This window comes from Pseudomonas sp., from assembly GCF_035512415.1.
GTDB lineage: Bacteria > Pseudomonadota > Gammaproteobacteria > Pseudomonadales > Pseudomonadaceae > Aquipseudomonas.
On sequence record NZ_DATKDZ010000039.1, the window covers coordinates 1 to 19,929 of the forward strand.

The window sequence follows — 19,929 nt, forward strand, 5'->3', positions numbered from 1 at the left end:
GCGTGCTTAATATTGCGTGGTTCGACAGGCTGGGATTAGTGCGTCTCTCATAACCTCAATCTCTCGAACCGCCCGGTGCGGACCCGCATGCCGGGTGGTGTGGCAGGGGAGCGGCCTGTGAAGGCCGTCCCCTATGCCGATAAGCGTTATAAAACCTGTGCGGCCAGGCACCGCTCTTGAGTGCGAGATCGCCTGTAGGGTGCGCCGTGCGCACCACCCGCACCGGGTGTTTGGCGTTTGCTAGCGCTGAGCCCTTAGGCGCAAGAAGTGTTGCCGATGCGACAGCGGTTTACGCCAGTTCGACAGCTTGACCGGCGTCAGTGCCGTTAAAACGGCAAATTAGTTAGGCTTGCAACTATTCGCGTCTGGGCCGTCACAAGTGGCTTGCGGCGCAACAGTGGCTCAGCCCAACCGGCTGGGTGACGTTTCCCCCGATCCTTCGGGAAACCCTCGGAACTCATAACTTTCTGCCTGTGGTATTCCCCTCTATGAATCGTTTGAAAGGCTCGGATCTCCTGGCCCTTGGCTTTATGACCTTTGCCCTGTTCCTCGGTGCAGGCAACATCATCTTCCCGCCCAGCGCCGGTATGGCTGCTGGCGAAAATATTGGCCTGGCAGCCCTGGGCTTTCTGCTCACCGGTGTCGGTTTGCCCTTGCTCACCATCGTGGCGCTGGCCCGGGTTGGTGGCGGCATGGCGCTGCTTACCGCGCCACTGGGCAGGCGCGCCGGAACGCTGTTCGCGGTGGCGGTGTACCTGGCCATCGGCCCGCTGTTCGCCACCCCGCGTACTGCCGTGGTTTCGTTCGAGATGGGCATTGCCCCCTTTACCGGTAATCAGGCGACGCCGCTGTTGATCTACACCCTGGCCTATTTCGCCGCCGTACTGTTTCTGGCCCTCAACCCAGGGCAACTGGTGGACCGCATCGGCAAGTACATCACCCCGGTTTTGCTCGCCGCGCTGCTGGTACTGGGGGCTGCAGCCCTGTTGCTGCCGGCCGGGGAGATTGGCCCGGTTGCCGCGGACTATCAGGCCGCGCCTTTCGTGCAGGGCTTTCTGCAGGGCTACCTGACCATGGATACCCTTGGTGCCCTGGTGTTCGGCATCGTGATTGCTACCGCGATCCGCGACCATGGCGTGACCGATGGCAAGTTGATCACCCGCTACTCGGTGATTGCCGGCCTGATCGCCGCCGTTGGTTTGTCGCTGGTGTATCTGGCGCTGTTCTACCTTGGCGCGACCAGCCAGGGCATTGCTGGCGAAGCGCAGAATGGCGTGCAGATCCTTACCGCCTATGTGCAGCACACCTTCGGCACGGCCGGCAGCCTGCTGCTGGCGGTGGTGATCACCCTGGCCTGCCTGACCACCGCGGTGGGCTTGCTGACGGCCTGCGGCGAGTTTTTCAGCAAGCTGCTGCCGCTGTCCTACCGCACCGTGGTGATTGCGCTGGGGCTGTTCAGCCTGCTGGTCGCCAACCAGGGCCTGACGCAACTGATCAGTTTCTCGATTCCCGTGCTGGTGGGGCTCTATCCCCTGGCCATTGTCCTGGTCGCCCTGAGCCTGCTCGATGGCTTCTGGCTCTCGTCGGCGCGGGTATTCCGCCCGGTGATGGTGGTGGCCCTGGTCTTTGGCCTGGCCGACGGCGTGGCTGCGGCGGGCTGGGCGCAGTGGGTGCCTGGGTTCTTTAGTCAGTTGCCGCTGGCCGACCAGAGCCTGGGTTGGCTGCTGCCGGTGCTGGTCACCCTGGTTCTGGCTGCGGCCTGCGACCGCTTGCTGGGCCGAACGGTCGCTGTCACCGCCTGATTGCTCAGCCTGTAACCACTAAAGGCCGCTGGTTTGCTCCAGCGGCCTTTTTTGTTGGCCAGTTGAAAGACTGGCCTGGCTATAATCGGCGCTGGCAATCAAGGAGCTCCCATGCCGATCAGTGACTATTACCTGCCGCATCTGCTTGCTGTTCTCTGGTTTGTGATCTGCTGGGCGGGCTACACCCGTTATGCCCAGGCCAAGGGACGCACCACGCCGTGTCTGGCCAGCGTGCTGCACCTGTACCGCGAGGACTGGATGCGCCGCATGCTGCTGCGCGACAACCGTATCGCCGATGCCAACGTGATCGGCAATCTGGAGCGCAACGCCTCGTTCTTCGCCTCCAGCACCCTGATCATCCTCGCCGGTATCCTCACCGTGCTGGGGGCCTCGGATCGCGCCGTGTCCTTGCTGGCCGACTTGCCTTTTGTCCAGGCCGCCAGCCGCGAGATGTCCGAGGTCAAGCTGCTGTGTCTGGGCGTGGTATTCGTCTATGCCTTCTTTACCTTCAGCTGGTGCATGCGCCAGTACAACTTCGCCGCCGTGCTGGTGGGCTCTGCGCCTATGATCGGCGAGCGGCATGTCACCGAGCAGGAGCGCAAGGCCTTTGCCGAACGCACCGCGCGGGTGATCTCCATGGCGGCCAACCAGTTCAACCAGGGCTTGCGTGCCTATTACTTCGGTATGGCGACCCTTGCCTGGTTTATCAATCCCTGGTTTTTCATGTTGGTCAGCACCGGCGTAGTGATAGTGTTGTACCGCCGCGAGTTTCACTCCGATGTACTGGAAGTGATGGTCTACACCCAGACCCCGGCGTTTGAATCGCCCAAGGAGAAAAGCGAATGAGTCTGCCGTTCTGGTGCATCTTTATCAGTGCCATCCTGATCTTTGTTGCCAAAGCACCGGTGGCCAAGGCCATGGCCAAGGAAGGCGGAGGGCATTACGACAATCATCATCCGCGGGCTCAGCAGGGGCGTCTCACCGGCTTCGGCGCGCGCGCGTTGGCGGCCCACCTGAACAGCTTCGAGGCCTTCCCGCTGTTTGCCGTGGGTGTGCTGATGACCCATGTCACCAACAATCATGGTGTGCTGGTGGATGTGCTGGCCGTGACCTTCGTCGTTGCCCGGGTGCTGTACCTGGGGTTCTACTGGGCCGATATGCACTGGCAGCGCAGCCTGGTCTGGGTGGTGGGGCTGCTGTGCAGCCTGTTGTTGATGTTGGTGCCGGTTCTGTAAGGGCACGATCAGCAACAGCGTATGCGTCGCAAAAATGCCGTTCACTGCAGAGAAGTGAACGGCATTTTTTATGGCTTGCGCGTCGACACCCAGTCAGCTCCCGAATGGTGCCGTGCTGTATGGCTCGGGTGCTTACTGGCCGTCTACCGCGTTTTTGGCGTCTTCGCCGATGGCATCAGCTGTATCAATCGGCTGCGTTGTCGCCGGTGGTCGGTTCGTTACCCAGAATTTGGTTGGTTTTGTCCTCAGTGGCCTCGCCCATGGATTCGACGGCGTCAGCTGCGGACTCCTTGGCCGATTCCATTTTTTCTTCCGGGGTCTTTTCGCAGGCAGCGAGGGCCAGGGTGGCGGCGAGCAGCAGGGCATAGGTAAATGGTTTTTGCACGGTTTAGTACTCCTTGTGAATGTTCGTCATTTCCGGGTTGCACCGGTCATGGCCGTTTGAGCCACGGCAATTCGACGAAGTTCCCCGCCAATGTTCGCTAATCGGCATAAGTGGGCCGTGCCCCGGTTACGACGAGGCGCTATCATGCGTGCCCTCTGTACGCGGGTCCCAGGTTTGACGTTATGAATGATTCCCCCATGTTTGAGCGCGCGCAGCGCTTTCTCTCGGCTCTGCGCCACTGCCAGGTGCTTGGCCTGAGTGTGCACAGCGCCGACGCGCAGGGCCTGATCCTGCGTCTGCCCTATAGCACGCAGATTATCGGCAACCCGGAAACCGGGGTGATCCATGGCGGGGCCATCACCACCTTGATGGACACCACCTGCGGTATCTCCACGGTCTGCGTGCTGCCCGAGTTCGAGATCTGCCCGACCCTGGATCTGCGCATCGACTATATGCACCCGGCCGAGCCGAACAAGGATGTATTTGGTTTCGCCGAATGCTACCGGGTTACGCCCAATATCATCTTTACCCGCGGCTATGCCTATCAGGATGACCCGGAGCAACCCATTGCCCATGTGGTGGGGACCTTTATGCGTATGGGCAAGGCCGTGCAGAGCGGTGGTCAGGTCAAGCATGCGATTCAAGGCGGTGGTGTATGAGCAGCCCCAAGCTCAACCAGCTGGTGCGCGAAGCCCACGAGCAGAACAACTACGACTCGCTGATCAGCCTGATTCCCTATGCCAAGCTGCTGGGTATCGAGTGCCTGCGCCTGGGCGACGATATGGTCTTCCGCCTGCCCGCCAGCCAGGACAATATCGGCAACCCGACCTTGCCGGCGCTGCATGGCGGGGTGATCGCCGGTTTTATGGAGCATTCGGCGATGCTCCACCTGCTGATGTTTATGGGCATCCCACATTTGCCGAAAATCATCGACTTCTCGATAGATTACCTGCGCGTCGGTCATTATCGTGACACCTTCGCCCAATGCCAGGTGTGGCGTCAGGGCCGGCGTGTCGCCAACGTGGCGATCACGGCCTGGCAAACCAATCAAACCGAGCCCATCGCGACTGCCCGCGCCCACTTCAAGGTCGATGAGCCTTGAGCAGCGGCAGACGCTGGATACAGTGCGGCTCGTAGACAAGGAATACTAGATGGATGCGCTGCTGATTCTGGGTGGCTTGCTGCTGATTCTCGTCGGCCTGGTCTGGCTGGTGATGCGTGCGTTTGCCACCAGCCTGTTGTGGGGCTGGGGCAGTCTGCTGCCACCCCTGACGCTGTTCTATGTGCTGCGCCACTGGCGCTTTGCTCGCGCGCCGCTGACCCTGGCCGGCCTGGGCTTTATTCCCCTGATCGTCGGCATGACCCTGCTCGCCAGCCAGGACTCGCAACGTCTGGAAGCCATCCTCAGCCTGCAATGGCTCAAGCCCGCGGAGCAGCCTCCTGCAGAACTGGCCATCACCCTGAATGGCGAGCTTTATGGCCGGCCTTTCGCCCCGCAGCAGGGTGAGCTGATCGATGGCGTCCTGAGCTTGCGTGAAGGTCAGGATTTCTTTGCCCAGAGCGAGCTGCTTATCCGTTTGCCGCAAGCGGTCAAGGGGCCGCTGCGCCTGGATGTGCTGCCTGGCGACGAAGGCGTGCTGCCCGAGATCGAGATCAGCTGGCTGCTGCCGGAACAGGAACTCCCCGAGGCGCGGCGCTTGAGCCGTGGTTACACCCTGCACCTCGATCTGCAGCCGCAGGCCCCCAACCGTCTGGCCGGCAATTTTCATCTGGTCCTGCCGCCGCAGTTCAAGACCAGCCTGAGCGGCAAGGTCGAGCTGTTCAGCGACGGGTTGCGCTACAAAGATGGCCGGGTGAACCGGCAGATCGATTCGCTCGATACCCTGAAGTATGTGATCGAGGATTACCTGCAGCGGCGTTTCGTTACGCGCCAGGTGCAGCTACAACCCCTGGCTGCGGTGAGCTTCCCGGCCGAGCGCCTCGAACTGCAGGTGCAGGCCCTGATCGCGGGGCAGCAACAGCGGGTCGATATGGTGCTGAAAAAGTCCCTCAGCCGTGGCTGGGCGGTGGAAAGTGATAGCTTCGCCAGTTTGCCGGAGCCCACCGCGGCCCCGTCTACACCTGTGCGCAGCGAAGTTGTCGAAGCGCCGCCCGAGCGTGTCAGCCGGCCGCTGGACCGACGCATTCGCTTTAGCCTGGACGCACTGCTGCGCAGCCCCAGCCGTTACCACAACCTGAGCATGCGGGTGGCCACCGAGCGCGGCAATAATGCCGAAGGTCGCTTCCAGGGCGTCGACCAGGACGGGCGGATCATGCTGCGTCAGCGCCTGAGCGGGCAGGGCGAGGTCAGTTACAGCCTGCGGCCCGAAGAAGTGGTGCGTATCGAGTTGCTCGAGCCCTGATCGCCAGCCCGGCCCTTGAAATTTCAGCGCACGCCCCCACCTGTAGGACATCCGTCGCACTGCGGCTTATGTCAACCAAGTGGAGTAAGAGAGCATGAGTGTGGAAACTCAAAAAGAAACCCTGGGCTTCCAGACCGAGGTGAAGCAGCTGCTGCACCTGATGATCCATTCGCTGTATTCGAACAAGGAAATCTTCCTTCGCGAGCTGATTTCCAACGCCTCGGATGCCACCGACAAACTGCGTTTCGAAGCGCTGGCCAAGCCTGAGCTGCTCGAAGGCGGCGCTGAGCTGAAGATCCGCGTCAGCTTCGACAAGGACGCCAAGACCGTTACCCTCGAAGACAACGGCATCGGCATGAGCCGTGAAGACGCGATCACCCACCTGGGCACCATCGCCAAGTCCGGCACCGCCGACTTTATGCAGCACCTGACCGGTGACCAGAAGAAGGATTCGCACCTGATCGGCCAGTTCGGCGTGGGCTTCTACTCAGCCTTTATCGTCGCCGACAAGGTTGACGTGTTCAGCCGCCGTGCCGGTAGCCCGGCTAGCGAAGGCGTGCACTGGTCGAGCAAGGGCGAGGGCGAGTTTGAAGTTGCCACCGTTGAGAAGGCCGAGCGCGGCACGCGTATCGTGCTGCACCTGAAAGCGGCCGAAGACGAGTTCGCCGATGGCTGGCGTCTGCGCAATATCATCAAGAAGTACTCCGACCATATCGCCTTGCCGATCGAATTGCCGAAAGAGCAGCAGGGTGAAGACAAGCCGGCCGACGTCAAGGTGGAGAGCGAGTGGGAAACCGTTAACCGCGCCAGCGCCCTGTGGACCCGTCCGCGTACCGAGATCAAGGACGAGGAATACCAGGAGTTCTACAAGCACATCGGTCACGATTTCGAGAACCCGCTGAGCTGGAGCCACAACAAGGTTGAAGGCAAGCTGGAATACACCTCGCTGCTCTACACCCCGGCGCGTGCACCGTTTGACCTGTATCAGCGTGAAGCGCCGCGCGGCCTGAAGCTCTATGTGCAGCGTGTGTTCGTCATGGATCAAGCCGAGTCGTTCCTGCCGCTGTACCTGCGCTTTATCAAGGGCGTGGTCGATTCCAACGACCTGTCGCTGAACGTCTCCCGCGAAATTCTGCAGAAAGATCCGATCATCGATTCGATGAAGTCGGCGCTGACCAAGCGCGTGCTGGATATGCTGGAGAAGCTGGCGAAGAACGAGCCTGAGCACTACAAGAGCTTCTGGAAGAACTTTGGCCAGGTACTCAAGGAAGGCCCGGCGGAAGACTTCGCCAACAAGGAGAAGATCGCCGGCCTGCTGCGCTTTGCCTCCACCCGCAGCGAAGATGGCGAGCAGAGCGTCGGCCTGGGCGAGTACATCGCGCGCATGACCGAAGGCCAGGACAAGGTTTACTACCTCACCGGCGAATCCTACGCCCAGGTGAAGAACAGCCCGCACCTGGAAGTGTTCCGCAAGAAAGGCATCGAAGTGCTGCTGCTCACCGACCGTATCGACGAGTGGCTGATGAGCTACCTGACCGAGTTCGACGGCAAGCATTTCGTCGACGTGGCCCGTGGTGATCTTGATCTCGGCAAGCTGGATTCGGAAGAAGACAAGAAGGCCCAGGAAGAAGTCGCTAAGGCCAAAGAAGGCCTGGTCGAGCGTCTGAAAACCGCGCTGGGTGAGCAGGTTGCCGAAGTGCGCGTTTCGCACCGTCTGACCGACTCGCCGGCGATCCTGGCCATTGGTGAGCAGGACCTGGGCTTGCAGATGCGCCAGATCCTCGAAGCCAGCGGGCAGAAGGTGCCGGACTCCAAGCCGATCTTCGAATTCAACCCAAGCCACCCGCTGATCGAGAAGCTCGATGGCGAGGCTGACGAAGATCGTTTCGCCGACCTCAGCCATATCCTCTTCGACCAGGCTGCCCTGGCCGCCGGGGATAATCTGAAAGATCCGGCTGCTTACGTGCAGCGTCTGAACAAGCTGCTGGTCGAGCTGTCTGCCTGACACCTGCCGTAAAGAATTAAGCCCGCGAAAGCGGGCTTTTTTCTTGGCGCGGCGCGTACAGAGGCTACTGTTGAGCACTACTTATTCAAGAGGGATTCGGGGCGATGAAAAAATCACTTTTACCCTTGGCGCTGGCCGGTCTGGTTGGTGTCGCCGAAGCTGCCGTGGTGGTTAAACCGGTGCCTTATGACATCGACGGTGAAGCCTTCGAAGGCCTGTTGATCTACGACGATGCGGTGACTACGCCGCGTCCAGGCCTGCTGATGGTGCCCAACTGGCTGGGCGTTACCGAGGATTCAGCGAAGAAAGCCGCCCGCGCTGCTGGCGATAAATACGTGGTGTTTATGGCCGATATGTACGGCAAGGCCGTGCGCCCGAGCAATGCCGATGAAGCCAAGGCCGCTGCGACCCTGGTGCGCAGTGACCGACCGCTGATGCGCAAACGTGCGCAAGCTGCCGTGAAGGTGCTCAAAGCGCAAACTGCGCAGGTGGCACTGGATGTCAGCAAGCTGGGGGCGATTGGTTTCTGCTTCGGTGGTGGTGCGGTGCTGGAACTGGCTCGCTCCGGTGCCGATCTGAAAGGCTTTGTGTCATTCCACGGCAACCTGGATACGCCTAATCCGAATGACGCGCAGAACATCAAGGCTCCGGTTTTGGTGCTGCATGGCGCGGACGACCCGGCAGTGCCACAGGAGCAGGTCGATGGCTTTATTGCGGAAATGAAAGCCGCCAAAGCCGATTGGCAGTTAGTCAGCTACGGCGGTGCGGTGCATTCCTTCACCAGCCCGGTGGCCAATGTGCCGGGACGCAATGAGTACCACCCGGTGGTGGCAGCGCGTGCTTTCAAGGCCATGGATGATCTGTTTGCGGAAACCTTCGCCAAATAAGCCGTGAGCGGGAGGGCCAGGGGCCTTCCCGCATCCTTGCTTAGAACCTGTTTCGAGTCTCGCGAGCTAGAGCGAGACAAGGCAAAAATGGCCGAGGAAGCGGAGTTTACGAGCTGTAAATGAGCATTCCGAGGCCATTTTTAACGCCGTATCGCCGACGCACAGCAGACTCGATATAGGTTCTACATGCCTGGCAGCACGGCTATATCAATGATATTGCCCGGCAGACCTGCAACCTCACCCAGGGTGGTCGGCTTGCCGGTGGCCAGATCCAGGGTATGCAGCGTGGTGCCCGTCAGGAGGTAGGCGGTGTTGCCGCCTTTGCCGTCGCTGGCGATATCCAGGGCCGCGTTCTGCAGACCATCAACGATCTTGCCCACGGCTTGCTGAATGCCATCGTTCGGCGGGTTTTGCAGCATCAGGCTGCTGCTGGCCAGGTCGACGTTATACAGCGCGGTAGCCTGGGTGCCTGCATAGGCGTTGTTGTAGGCACCCGCTACTACCTGGGCGCTTTTACCGGCGTAGGGACCTTCTGCTGCGTAGGCCACGCTGCCATCGACGACGACTTCACCGGTTTCGACATTGACACGAAAGCTGGTGCCGTCGGCTGCGAGCATGCGCAGCTTGTCGGCGACCGGATTGAAGTCGATGACCGCCTGCCCGCTACCCGGCAGCTGCTTGTTCAGGCTGGCGACCTTGCTGGCTGCACCAGTGGCGAGATCCAGGGTGTAGAGCTGATTGTCGCTGCCCAGCGCGTAGAGTATGCCGTTGGCTGGGCGCACATCGATGCCGCGCAGCGGGCTTGGGCTGTTGGTAGACATGGTGGCAGTGACTTTCTGGCTGGTGCTGTCGATCTTGAACAGCTGACCGTCGGCACCCAGGGCCAGTAGGGTCGCTGCGCTGGCAGTGCCGGCGGCAAGGCTAAGGGTGGCAGTGGTAACGGCAGCGGTCAGCAGGGTATTGAAGCTGTTCATATGCGTTCTCTCATCTGTGGTTATCCAGCATCGATGCAAGGCCGGCTAAGGCCCGCCTTGCAGGTGCCTCGATGAAACACCTGATAGCTATACCCACGAGAGCGCGCTTGGATGTCGCCGCCTGAAAATAAATTCGGCGGCGTGCTTAAACCCTGTCAGTTGGCCGAGGCCATAACCGCGCGGCCGATATACAACACCTTGCCGGTTGGCCGATCCTTGGGCGAGCCGCCGGCCGGTTCCAGGGTCAGTTCGAACAGCTGGCCAGGTTGCACGGTGCCAATTTGTTCGGCAGACAGTTGCAGGGGCTTGCCCGGTTCGACCAGGCCCAGTGAGCGCGGGCCGGTGGCCGGATCGATCAATGTCCAGAACTGCACCGAACGGTCGGCCGGGATCTGATCTTCCAGCAGTGGTTGCAGGCGCAAACTGCCTTCGCCATCGACATGCACCACCCAGCCGGGCTTGGCCGCTTCACCCGGGGCTTGCAGCACCACGGTGTAGCTACTCCCTGCTATGTCAGTGCGCCAGAGGTTAGGCATTAGCGCGACGATCAAGGCAAGCGCCAGCGCGGCGCTGGTGAGTCGCCAGGTGGTCAGGCTTTGCCACCAGGTCAGCCAGCTGTTTACCCGGCTGACGGCTGGCGTCAGGCCGAGGCTGTCCTGCAGGCGTTGCCATAACTGCGCGGAGGGTGTTTGCGGCGGCAGCTGATCGCTCAGTTCGAGCAAGTGCTGCTGCCATTGCAGGGCCATTTGCGCGGCTTCGCTGTCGTGCTCGATCAGCTCGCGCACCTCAGCGGCCTCGGCGTCATCGAGCAGGCCCAGGACGTATTCGCCGATCAATGCGCGGCGTTCGGCAGGTTGCTGCGAAATCATGCTTGCAAACACTCCTGCAGTGCGCGCAAACCCGCGCGGATACGGCCCTTGATGGTGCCCAACGGGGTGGTTAGGCGGTTGGCGATTTGTTCATGGGTCAGACCGCGGTAGAAGGCTAGAAGGATCGGATGGCGGCGGTTGCGTTCGATACTCTGCAGGCAACGGCGTAGTTGCTGCTGTTCGCCCTGTTGCTCCAGCAGTTCGGCGGCCTGCGGGCTGTCGTCGGCGGCGCGTTCGATAAAGTCGTCATCCATCTCCACCGTACGGCCACGGCTGCGCAGCTGATTCAGCGCGCGGTAGCGCAGGATGCTGTAGATCCACGCACGGCCGCTGCCAAGCGCCCGCTGAAAGCGCTGAGCATTGCGCCATATCTGCACAAAGGCATCGTGCACGCAGTCCTCAGCCTGATCACGGCGGCCGAGCAGGGTGATGGCCAACCCGAGCATTTGTGCGGCCTCCTGTTGGTAGAGCGCCTGGAATGCCCGTTCATCCTGCCGGGCGCAGGCTTCCAGGTGGCTTTCGTAATCAAACAGCGGCTGCGCCATGCACAGGGTTCCTGAGAGTGTGAGCGTGCCAAGGGTTATACCCGAGCACCTGCGCTTTGGATGTCTCGGGAGTGCAACAAATTTTCTCCGTCAGCGTGGCAGCTCGATTCGCTCGGTCTCGCCCGGCACGGTTGGCCAGTCCTGCGCGGCCCAGCGCTGGCGCGCCTGGTCGATCAGCGCCGGGTCGCTGGCAACGAAGTTCCAGTTGATCCGCCGCGGGCCAATCGGTGCACCGCCGATCAACACCAGGTGGCTCTCGCTGCAAGCGCTGAGGGTGTAGGTTTCGCCTTCGGGTAGCACCAGCAGGCCCCGCAGCGGCAGTTGCTGGTCGTCCAGTGTGGCTTCGCCGTCGATCAGGTACAGCGCACGTTCGGCATGCTCGGCGGGAATCTGCAGTGCGCTGCCTGCGGCCAGCTTGATCTCGGCATAGATAGTGGGCGACAGCACCGGTACCGGTGATTGCAGGCAGAAGCCGGTGCCGGCAATCAGGCAGATGTCCACGCCCATGCTGGTGCTGCGCGGCAGGCTGCTGGCCGGGTGATGGCTGTAGCTGGGTTCGCCTTGTTCCTCAGCGGTGGGCATGGCCAGCCAGACCTGCAGGCCATGCATGTGCGAACCACTTTCCCACAGAGTCTGCGGTGTGCGCTCGACATGCGCGACGGCACGGCCTGCGGTCATCCAGCTGACTTCGCCGGGGCTGACCAGTTGATTCGAGCCGAGGCTGTCCCTGTGCTGTAATTGCCCCTTGAACAGGTAGGTGAGGGTGGACAGGCCGATATGCGGGTGCTGGTTGATATTCATGCCGCTGCCGGCTGGGTAGGTGTTTTCCAGAATATGGTCGAAGAACACGAACGGGCCGACGCTGCGGCATTTGGCCGAGGGCAGGGGGCGCAGGATTGGTTGTCCGCCGAGGTTTTCCGGGCGCGGCTGGATCAGTAGAAAGTCGCTCATTACGCGCCCTCGCTTAGCTGGGTACTGACCTGAACCTCGCTGCTGGTCATCAGCTTGTGGATCGGGCATTTATCGGCGATGCGCAGCAGCTGCTGGCGTTGCGCGTCATCCAGCGCGCCGTGCAGGGTCAGTTCAACATCCAGACGGTAGATACCTTGACGCTCCTGGCTGTCATCGCGGCTGAGCTTCACGTCGAGGCCTTCCAGCGGCATCCCACGCTGCTTGGCATACAGCGCCAGGGTCAGCGCCTTGCACGCGCCCAACGCCGCGTCAAACAGGTCATGGGGTTCTGGCGCTGAACCTTCTCCGCCCAGCTCCACTGAAACGTCGCTGTGCAGGGTGTGCGGGCCGATGCTGATGCGCTGCAGCAGGCCTTTTTCGTTGCTGATGCTGATCATTTGAGCTCCTTGGGTCGGATGTGGGCACGGCGCAGCGGCCAGTGTCAGCATCCTGATGGATGAACTAGAGCCCAGTGTAGTGAGTCTATTGGCTTCACGTATTGAGCGGGTCTTGGCTTTGAAAGGATTGAGTTTTTGTTTGTTGGCCGCATTGTGCAGCGGTCTGGTGCAGGCGCGGGATTACCGTTACAGCGATGCGCATCTGCACTATGTCGATTTTTTCCAGGAAAGCGCCGGCATGGAGAAGCTGCTCAAACACATGACCGAGGCCAATATCGACCATGTCATGCTTTCGGGTATTCCGGTGGCGAAGAAGTGGGACGAGAACGAGCCAAAACGCCCGCGTTACTACGCCGGTGATGATGCCAAGGCCTACTGGTACAGCGCCACCGATGTGCTGATCGCCCATGCCTACAAGCAGCTGTCCGCGGCGCAGCGCAAGCGCTTCCATCCGTTTCTTTCGGGCTTCAACCCCAACGACAAGAATGCCGATGAGCATATCCGGCGCATGCTCGAACTCGACCCGGGGCTCTGGCAGGGTATCGGCGAGATTTTCATTCGCCACGATGACCTTACGGCGCTGATCCACGGCGACGCCCCACGGGCTGATAACGAAGCCCTGGCCAGGGTCTTTCACCTGGCCGCCGAATACGATCTGCCGGTGATGCTGCACTCCAATATCACCTCCAAACGCGAACGCAATCCGCTCTATCTGCAGGAAATCGAGGCCCCGTTGCGCAACCATCCGCATGTGCGGTTTATCTGGGCCCACGCCGGGACCAGCCTGGAGATCCATCGCCATCAGCAGCGCCTGGACTTTCTTCTGCCGACCCTGGAGCGCCTGCTCGAGCAATACCCCAACCTCTATATCGACCTGTCCTGGAGCATGCTCAGACCCTATCTGCTGGACAAGCAGGGCAAGCCCGATGACGACTGGCTGAAGCTGGTCAAGCGCTATCCCGGGCGCTTTATGCTCGGCTCCGATGTGGTGGGGCGCTTTGACGGTCTGAAGGATTATATGGATGGCTATCGGCCCTTCCTCGATGCCTTGCCGGCCGCGGTTGCGCAGCTGGTTGCGCGGGATAACTTCCTCGCGGTATTGCCTCGCCGGATACAGGAGCAACTGGCCGAGTAGGCCTGTCATGTTCCTGTCACAGCGGTGTCATAGGCTCGCGCCATCTATAACGAGGAGCGAACCATGCACTACAGCGTTTTCACTGCACTGGCGGCCTGCCTGCTGGCAAGCGGTCTGTCCCAGGCCGAGGTGCGGGTCGAAGGACCGATTGAATATGGCGTTTTCGCCAGCGACTATCAGGACTTTCAGGCTGGCGAGCGGGTGCTGACCCGCAGCAATCAGCCGATCGAACCCGGCGCGGTAATTCCGGCCAAGCTCGGCACCAAGTTCGGCATGCGTTACAGCCTGGCCGGCAAGACCGAAGGCGATGCACCGCTGACATTGCTCTACCTGACCCCAGGTGTGATCAGCCCCGCCGGCACGCGCCACGACAAGTTCGTCGTGGTGCAGAAGCTGGTGCCTGGAGCGGCCCAGGACGTTATGGCCTTCGAGTTCACCGAGCGTCATGAAGTGGTGCCGGGTGAGTGGCACTTTATGGTGTTTCAGGATGATCGCAAGTTGCTTGAGCAGCGGTTTACCGTGCGCTGAACTTACCTGCCGGCGTGACTGCAAACCCGAGCTCAGCTCGGGTTTTTTATTTAAAAGTTCAAGGGGTGGGTTTGGGTCTATAGTTTTATTAGCTCAGTTAGCACTAGCTGAATTCTTAATGTGCTAATGGGCTTGGTGGCGATATGCGTTGATACAACGCTGAAGATCGTCAAGGAGTACCATGATGACCTTAAGAACCCTCAACATTGCACCCAGAGCGTCCCTTGGCTTTGGTCTGGTTGCACTGCTGCTGCTACTACTTGGCGGTTTCTCGCTGCTGCAAATGGCGGAGATGAACAAGGACTCGGGTCAGGTGAATGACCACTGGCTGCCCGGCGTTCTGAGTCTGGGCGAGATAAATCAGGACATTCTGCAGTTGTCCGAGCTGACCTTGCGCTTGATGCTCAATACCGATGAAGCCATAACCCGGCAGAACCTGGCCCGCGTCGAAGAGCTCAAGCGTGTGTTGAGCAAGGCGGACGGCGAGTATGAAAAGCTGATTAGTAGCGCGGAAGAAAAGGCGCTTTACGACAGTTTCAAACAGGCGGAAGGCAGTTATTTGCAGGAGCAAAGCAAGGTCGTCGAGGCGGTGCGGCAGAACGACCTGGATGCGGCTCTGGCAGTGGCTAATGGCCCGCTTAACAGCCACGCCGATAGCATGGCCAAGGCATTGGCCGGCCTCTTGAGCATTAACCGGGACGGTGCCACTGCAGCGGCTGAGCATGCGGATAAGGTATTTGCCCGCGCACGCTTGTGGGTGATCGTGATGATAGCGGTGGCGCTTGTCCTGACAGTGATTCTGGCGCTGCTGCTGACGCGCAGTATCGTCGCGCCGCTGACCGAGGCGGTGCGGGTCGCCGAAGTGGTGGCGAGCGGTAATCTGACTCAGTCAATCGAGGTGCAGGGCAGCGATGAGCCGGCGCGGTTGTTGGCTGCCTTGAAAAGCATGCAGCAGAGCCTGCGCAGTACCATTCAGAATATTTCCGACTCCTCCAGCCAGTTGGCCTCCGCTTCGGAAGAGCTCAGCGCGGTAACCGAGGATTCGACCCGCGGCTTGCACCAGCAGAATAACGAGATCGAGCAGGCCGCTACGGCGGTCAATCAGATGACCAGCGCGGTGGAAGAGGTGGCGCGTAACGCCGTCAGCACCTCCGAGGCGTCCAGCGAGTCCAATCGTACGGCGCAACATGGCCGTGAACAGGTACGCCAGACCGTGGAGTCGATCAGCCATCTGGCTGATGACGTGACCAACACCGCCTCCGAAGTCGAGCAACTGGCGGGTCAGGTGCGCGATATCAGCAAGGTGCTGGACGTGATCCGTTCGATTGCCGAGCAGACTAATCTACTGGCGCTGAACGCGGCGATTGAAGCGGCGCGGGCCGGTGATGCCGGCCGCGGTTTTGCTGTTGTAGCCGATGAGGTACGCGCCCTGGCGCATCGCACGCAGCAATCGACCCGTGAGATCGAACAGATGATCAGCGGCATTCAGCAGGGCACTGACAAAGCCGTCAACGCCATGCAGAGCAGCAATAGCCGGGCGCGTTCGACTCTGGATGTAGCCAAGGCTGCCGGGCTGGCGCTGGATGAGATTACCGCCGCTATTTCGCAGATCAACGAACGTAATCTGGTGATTGCCAGTGCTTCGGAGGAACAGGCCCAGGTGGCCCGCGAAGTCGACCGTAACCTGATGAATATCCGTGATCTGTCGATGCAGTCTTCGGCCGGGGCGAACCAGACCAGTGCAGCCAGTCAGGAGTTGTCGCGCCTGGCGGTGGATCTGAATGCGCTGGTGGCGCGCTTCTCGGTCTGATCAGCTACAACAAAAAGGCCATCCCGAGGGATGGCCTTTTTTATCCTGCAAACAAAGGGCTTGGGCTTATTTGCCAGCCCAGCGCTTGAGGACCAGGGTGGCGTTGGTGCCGCCGAAGCCGAAGCTGTTGCTCATCACGGTGTCGAGCTTGGCGTTCTCCACGGTGCTGCGCTGGATTGGCAGGTCGGCCATTTCCGGGTCGACTTCGTCGATGTTGACCGAGCCGGCGATAAAGTTGCCTTCCATCATCAGCATGCAGTAGATGGCTTCCTGTACGCCGGCGGCACCCAGGGAGTGGCCCGAGAGGCTCTTGGTCGAGCTGATGGCCGGGGCCTTGGCACCGAACACTTCACGTACCGCACGGCTTTCCGCGACATCGCCGACCGGGGTCGAGGTGCCGTGGGTGTTCAGGTAGTCGATCGGCGTGTCGACGCCGGCCAGGGCTAGCTGCATGCAGCGCACCGCACCTTCGCCGCTTGGCGCGACCATGTCGTAGCCGTCGGAGGTTGCACCGTAGCCGACGATTTCCGCATAGATCTTCGCGCCACGCTTGAGGGCGTGTTCCAGCTCTTCGACCACCACCATGCCGCCGCCGCCGGCGATAACGAAACCGTCACGCTTGGCGTCGTAGGCGCGAGAGGCCTTTTCCGGAGTGTCGTTGTACTGGGTGGAGAGGGCACCCATGGCGTCGAACAGGAAGCTCTGGCTCCAGTGCTCTTCTTCGCCGCCGCCGGCGAAGACCATGTCCTGCTTGCCCAGCTGGATCTGCTCCATGGCACTGCCGATGCAGTGAGCGCTGGTGGCGCAGGCCGAGGAGATCGAGTAGTTGACGCCCTTGATCTTGAACGGCGTGGCCAGGCAAGCGGATACGGTGCTGCCCATGGTGCGCGGTACACGGTACGGACCGACGCGCTTGACGCCTTTCTCGCGCAAGATGTCCATAGCCTCCATCTGGTTGAAGGTTGATGCGCCGCCGGAGCCTGCGATCAAACCCACACGAGGGTTGGAGATGTCTTCCGCGCTCAGATTGGCATCCTTGATCGCCTGTTCCATGGACAGGTAGGCGAAGGCCGCGGCATCGCCCATAAAGCGATAGACCTTGCGGTCGATCAGCTCTTCCAGGTTGAGGTCGACGGAGCCGGACACCTGGCTACGCAGGCCCATCTCGGCGTATTCCGGATTGAAACGGATACCGGGACGGCCAGCGCGCAGGTTGGCGGAAACGGTTTCTTTGTCATTGCCCAGGCAGGAAACGATGCCCAGACCGGTAATTACGACGCGACGCATGCGAGAGTCCTTTAGAAGCTGTCGGTAGAAGTGAACAGGCCGACACGCAGGCCTTCGGCACTGTAGATTTCGCGGCCATCGACACTCACGCTGCCGTCGGCGATAGCCAGAACCAGCGAACGGGCGATGGTGCGTTTGATATGGATGTTATAGGTCACTTTCTTGGCGGTCGGCAGCACCTGACCAAAGAACTTCACTTCGCCGGAACCGAGGGCGCGACCGCGACCGGGGTTGCCCTGCCAGCCGAGGTGGAAACCTACCAGCTGCCACATGGCGTCGAGGCCCAGGCAACCGGGCATAACCGGGTCGCCTTCGAAATGGCAGGCGAAAAACCACAGGTCCGGGGTGATATCGAGCTCGGCGACAATTTCGCCCTTGCCGTACTTGCCGCCGGTGTCACTTATATGGGTGATGCGGTCGATCATCAGCATGTTCGGCGCGGGCAGTTGCGCATTACCTGGGCCGAACAGTTCGCCGCGGCTGCAGCGCAACAGGTCTTCCCGGGTGAAGGCGTTTTGTTTGGTCATGCGAGCTCCTCAATATGTCCCATGCGCCAGGGCTGGGCGAATCGTCCTGGCTGGTGGCGCAGGCAGTGCGCCTTCCAGCAGCCTAGTCATAGACTGTTGCGTTGTGGTGAAAGTCACAGCGCGCTAAGTACAGTTGTGCTCTGAGTATTGCATCTTGCCACATAGACCTTGCGCAAAAGCCCGGCGCAGATCAAGCCTGGCGCATTTTATTCCGCCAGGCCACTCGCCGAAGGTCGTGGTGGCACGGCCTTTTGGCTGCCCAGCCAACGCTGCAACACCCGCTGCAGGTCAGTGCGTTTAAAGGGTTTGGCCAAGTAGTCGTTCATCCCCGCTTCCAGGCAGATTTCGCGGTCGCCCTGCAGGGCGTTGGCGGTCAGGGCGATAATCGGGACTGCCGCGCCGCCCGGCAGCCGGCGGATCTGCCGGGTGGCTTCGTAGCCGTCCATGATCGGCAGGCGGCAATCCATCAGAATGCCGGCAAAGTCCTGCTGGCTGGCGCGGTGTACGGCCTGGGCTCCGTCGGCGACCAGCTGAACCTGATAGCCGAGGCTGCGCAGCATGGCCTCGATCACGGTCTGGTTGACCGGGTTGTCTTCGACCAGCAGCACCTCCTGCCCCTGGCCCTGGGCTGCATTCGGGGGTGGATCGCGCGGCACCTGGCGCGGTTGCTGGGAGAAGGGCAGTGGCACTTCCAGGGTGAATACCGAGCCCTGGCCCTCCTGGCTGTGGGCCCGCAGGGTGCCGCCCATGCGCTCGGCGAGGGTGCGGGCGATGGGCAGACCGAGGCCGGTACCGCCGTAACGTCTTGAAATAGATGTGTCGGCCTGCTGGAAGGCGTCGAACATCTGTTCCAGGCGTTCCGGGGAAATACCGATGCCGCTGTCGTGCACCGCGCAGCTGAACCACAGCACCTGGTTGTCCAGGGCCTGCCAGTGGGTTTCCACGCGGATGCTGCCGGATTCGGTGAACTTCAGCGCGTTGCCGATCAGGTTGACCAGGATCTGCCGGATCCGCGTCGGGTCGCCTTGCACCTCCAGCTGCTCCAGGCCGCTCTGGGTCTCCAGATGCAGCTGCAGGCCGCGCTGATGGGCGCTGTGCTGGAACACCTGGATCGAACTCTGCAGCAGCTCCGGCAAGTTGAACGGGATGCGCTCCAGTTCCAGGGCTCCGCGTTCGATACGGGAGAAGTCGAGAATGTCGTTGATGACCTTCAGCAGATGCTCGGTGGACTCAGTGGCCAGGGCCGCATACTCCTCCTGCTCCTTGCTCAGCTCGGTGGTTTCCAGCAGCTGCAACATGCCCAATACCCCGTTCATCGGGGTGCGCAGCTCATGGCTCATCATGGCCAGAAAGTCCGACTTGGCGCGGTTGGCCAACTCGGATTGTTCGCGGGCCTGAATCAGCAGGGCCATGGCCCGCTGCTGCTCGGTGCTGGCGCGGGCCAGGCCGTTGGCCAGGTTGTTGATATGGCGGGCCAGGGCACTCAACTCGCCGTCGCCCACTTCCGGCAGAGTGGTCTGGTAGTTGCCCGCCTGAATGGCGCTGACGGCTTCGCCCATGGCGCTCAGTGGTTGCGACAGGTGGCGGGCCAGGCGGCGGGCGAGGAGAAAGGTGAGGATCAGGGCGAGAAAGGCCAACAAGGTGGCCTTGAACAGGATTTCCTGTTGGCGGGTATTGAAGGCGTCATTGGACATGCCGACCACCACGTGACCGAGGTAGTCGGCGCGGGGTGCATCCAAGTCGTTGCGCTGTTCATAGAATGCGGCGCTATTGAGTTCGGCGCGTTGCAGGCGGATCGGGGCCTGGAAAATTTCCACTTGGGAACTGGCCTGGCCACTGCCCGGTGCCTGCTCGACATACACCAGGATATTGCCGGTGTGATCGCGCACTTCGAGAAAACGCACGTGAGGGGTTTTCAAGGTGGCTTGCAGCAGTGATTCGAGCACCTGCAGATTGCCGGAAATCACCCCGTACTTGCTCGCCGGGGCCAGTTGGCTGGCGATTAGCTGGCCGTTGTGATTGAGCTCATGGCGCAGATCCTGCAGACGGGCAAAGGTGAAAAACCCGGTCAACAGCAGGGTCAGCAGCAGGGCAGGGCCGACGCTGATCAGTTGCGTGCGGGTATGAATATCCCAGCCACGGCGCAGCTTCATGGGGTACCTCCGTGTAACCTCTGACCGTGCGAGCTA

The 19,929-nt window shown here is 61.1% G+C and carries 20 protein-coding genes; 11 read left to right on the forward strand and 9 right to left on the reverse strand.

Features of this window, described 5'->3' with window-relative positions:
* The first annotated feature begins 488 nt into the window (after positions 1-488).
* From brnQ to VMP31_RS20130, 3 genes are all read left to right on the forward strand, one after another.
* On the forward strand, positions 489-1,802 hold the full coding sequence (brnQ, locus tag VMP31_RS20120) for a branched-chain amino acid transport system II carrier protein (protein WP_325509483.1): 1,314 nt from the start codon (positions 489-491) through the stop codon (positions 1,800-1,802).
* Between the two features lie 111 nt (positions 1,803-1,913).
* Positions 1,914-2,648, forward strand: a complete 735-nt coding sequence (locus tag VMP31_RS20125) for a DUF599 domain-containing protein (protein WP_325509484.1) — start codon at positions 1,914-1,916, stop codon at positions 2,646-2,648.
* The gene (locus VMP31_RS20130; RefSeq protein ID WP_325509485.1) at positions 2,645-3,037 is read left to right on the forward strand and encodes an MAPEG family protein; all 393 of its coding nucleotides are present in this window, start codon (positions 2,645-2,647) and stop codon (positions 3,035-3,037) included. The genes VMP31_RS20125 and VMP31_RS20130 overlap by 4 nt, the downstream gene beginning before the upstream one ends.
* Positions 3,038-3,221: 184 nt before the next feature.
* Here VMP31_RS20130 and VMP31_RS20135 read toward each other — a convergent pair whose 3' ends face one another.
* A complete protein-coding gene (locus VMP31_RS20135; RefSeq protein ID WP_325509486.1) occupies positions 3,222-3,422 on the reverse strand; it encodes a hypothetical protein in 201 nt (66 codons plus the stop codon).
* A gap of 182 nt (positions 3,423-3,604) precedes the next feature.
* Here VMP31_RS20135 and VMP31_RS20140 point away from each other — a divergent pair, with 182 nt between their 5' ends.
* From VMP31_RS20140 to VMP31_RS20160, 5 genes are all read left to right on the forward strand, one after another.
* The gene (locus tag VMP31_RS20140; protein ID WP_325509487.1) at positions 3,605-4,081 is read left to right on the forward strand and encodes a PaaI family thioesterase; all 477 of its coding nucleotides are present in this window, start codon (positions 3,605-3,607) and stop codon (positions 4,079-4,081) included.
* A complete protein-coding gene (locus VMP31_RS20145; protein WP_325509488.1) occupies positions 4,078-4,524 on the forward strand; it encodes a PaaI family thioesterase in 447 nt (148 codons plus the stop codon). The genes VMP31_RS20140 and VMP31_RS20145 overlap by 4 nt, the downstream gene beginning before the upstream one ends.
* A 49-nt stretch (positions 4,525-4,573) precedes the next feature.
* On the forward strand, positions 4,574-5,824 hold the full coding sequence (locus tag VMP31_RS20150) for an MFS transporter (protein WP_325509489.1): 1,251 nt from the start codon (positions 4,574-4,576) through the stop codon (positions 5,822-5,824).
* 94 nt (positions 5,825-5,918) lie between these two features.
* The gene (gene htpG / locus VMP31_RS20155) at positions 5,919-7,829 is read left to right on the forward strand and encodes a molecular chaperone HtpG (RefSeq protein WP_325509490.1); all 1,911 of its coding nucleotides are present in this window, start codon (positions 5,919-5,921) and stop codon (positions 7,827-7,829) included.
* Positions 7,830-7,933: 104 nt separating this feature from the next.
* A complete protein-coding gene (locus VMP31_RS20160) occupies positions 7,934-8,716 on the forward strand; it encodes a dienelactone hydrolase family protein (protein ID WP_325509491.1) in 783 nt (260 codons plus the stop codon).
* Positions 8,717-8,898: 182 nt separating this feature from the next.
* On the opposite strand, the gene VMP31_RS20165 is transcribed toward VMP31_RS20160, so the two are convergent.
* From VMP31_RS20165 to VMP31_RS20185, 5 genes are all read right to left on the reverse strand, one after another.
* A complete protein-coding gene (locus VMP31_RS20165; RefSeq protein WP_325509492.1) occupies positions 8,899-9,690 on the reverse strand; it encodes a DUF4394 domain-containing protein in 792 nt (263 codons plus the stop codon).
* A gap of 155 nt (positions 9,691-9,845) precedes the next feature.
* Positions 9,846-10,559 carry an anti-sigma factor gene (locus VMP31_RS20170; RefSeq protein ID WP_325509493.1) on the reverse strand — a complete coding sequence of 238 codons (714 nt, stop codon included), beginning with the start codon at positions 10,557-10,559 and terminating at the stop codon, positions 9,846-9,848.
* Positions 10,556-11,104 carry a sigma-70 family RNA polymerase sigma factor gene (locus tag VMP31_RS20175; protein WP_325509494.1) on the reverse strand — a complete coding sequence of 183 codons (549 nt, stop codon included), beginning with the start codon at positions 11,102-11,104 and terminating at the stop codon, positions 10,556-10,558. The genes VMP31_RS20170 and VMP31_RS20175 overlap by 4 nt, the downstream gene beginning before the upstream one ends.
* A gap of 90 nt (positions 11,105-11,194) precedes the next feature.
* A complete protein-coding gene (locus VMP31_RS20180; protein ID WP_325509495.1) occupies positions 11,195-12,055 on the reverse strand; it encodes a pirin family protein in 861 nt (286 codons plus the stop codon).
* Positions 12,055-12,453, reverse strand: a complete 399-nt coding sequence (locus VMP31_RS20185) for an OsmC family protein (protein ID WP_325509496.1) — start codon at positions 12,451-12,453, stop codon at positions 12,055-12,057. The genes VMP31_RS20180 and VMP31_RS20185 overlap by 1 nt, the downstream gene beginning before the upstream one ends.
* A 139-nt stretch (positions 12,454-12,592) precedes the next feature.
* On the opposite strand from VMP31_RS20185, the gene VMP31_RS20190 reads away from it, so the two are divergent.
* From VMP31_RS20190 to VMP31_RS20200, 3 genes are all read left to right on the forward strand, one after another.
* The gene (locus VMP31_RS20190) at positions 12,593-13,588 is read left to right on the forward strand and encodes an amidohydrolase family protein (protein WP_325509497.1); all 996 of its coding nucleotides are present in this window, start codon (positions 12,593-12,595) and stop codon (positions 13,586-13,588) included.
* 63 nt (positions 13,589-13,651) lie between these two features.
* Positions 13,652-14,116, forward strand: coding sequence for a DUF3859 domain-containing protein (locus tag VMP31_RS20195; RefSeq protein ID WP_325509498.1), 465 nt, complete (start codon positions 13,652-13,654; stop codon positions 14,114-14,116).
* Between the two features lie 184 nt (positions 14,117-14,300).
* Positions 14,301-15,926, forward strand: coding sequence for a methyl-accepting chemotaxis protein (locus VMP31_RS20200; protein WP_325509499.1), 1,626 nt, complete (start codon positions 14,301-14,303; stop codon positions 15,924-15,926).
* 66 nt (positions 15,927-15,992) lie between these two features.
* Here VMP31_RS20200 and fabB read toward each other — a convergent pair whose 3' ends face one another.
* The 3 genes from fabB to VMP31_RS20215 form a co-directional block, all read right to left on the reverse strand.
* Positions 15,993-17,213, reverse strand: a complete 1,221-nt coding sequence (gene fabB / locus VMP31_RS20205; protein WP_325509500.1) for a beta-ketoacyl-ACP synthase I — start codon at positions 17,211-17,213, stop codon at positions 15,993-15,995.
* Positions 17,214-17,224: 11 nt separating this feature from the next.
* Positions 17,225-17,740, reverse strand: a complete 516-nt coding sequence (gene fabA / locus VMP31_RS20210; protein WP_296126063.1) for a 3-hydroxyacyl-[acyl-carrier-protein] dehydratase FabA — start codon at positions 17,738-17,740, stop codon at positions 17,225-17,227.
* Between the two features lie 206 nt (positions 17,741-17,946).
* Entirely contained in the window at positions 17,947-19,893 is a 1,947-nt protein-coding gene (locus tag VMP31_RS20215; RefSeq protein ID WP_325509501.1) for an ATP-binding protein, read from the reverse strand.
* Positions 19,894-19,929: the final 36 nt, after the last annotated feature.